The sequence below is a fragment of the Collinsella sp. AF29-7AC genome (assembly GCF_003475665.1).
Taxonomy (GTDB): domain Bacteria; phylum Actinomycetota; class Coriobacteriia; order Coriobacteriales; family Coriobacteriaceae; genus Collinsella.
Window position 1 is genome coordinate 1 of record NZ_QRQX01000023.1, and the last position, 333, is coordinate 333.

General features: G+C 47.4%; 1 pseudogene. It reads left to right on the plus strand.

From position 1 onward, the window contains the following. Positions 1-191: pseudogene (locus tag DWZ15_RS08970) on the plus strand (class I SAM-dependent methyltransferase); the annotation flags it as partial. Positions 192-333 lie beyond the last annotated feature (142 nt).

Below are 333 nucleotides of genomic sequence, written 5' to 3' on the forward strand. Positions count from 1 at the left end.
GGGCATATTTTGCGGTTTCGGATGCCGCCAAGGAAATCGGCACGTGGAACAGCCGTCTGCAGGTCACAAGTCGCGGCTATATGCTGGGTTACAACGATTTGAGAGACCCTTCTGTCAGCAGCTTTTTCCGGTTTCTCGCAAGGGTCGGTGACAACGGGATGAAAATGCAAATCGTGAAAATTGGATTTTAAAAGGCAAAAATGAAGCCCATTCACTTTGACGTTGAAGAAGGCGGCTTTTACGGCACATATTGGGCGTGCAAGGACACACATACAGCAGCGGACACGGATTCGATTGAAACCGTGCCCGCTATCTAATACTATATTATTTTAT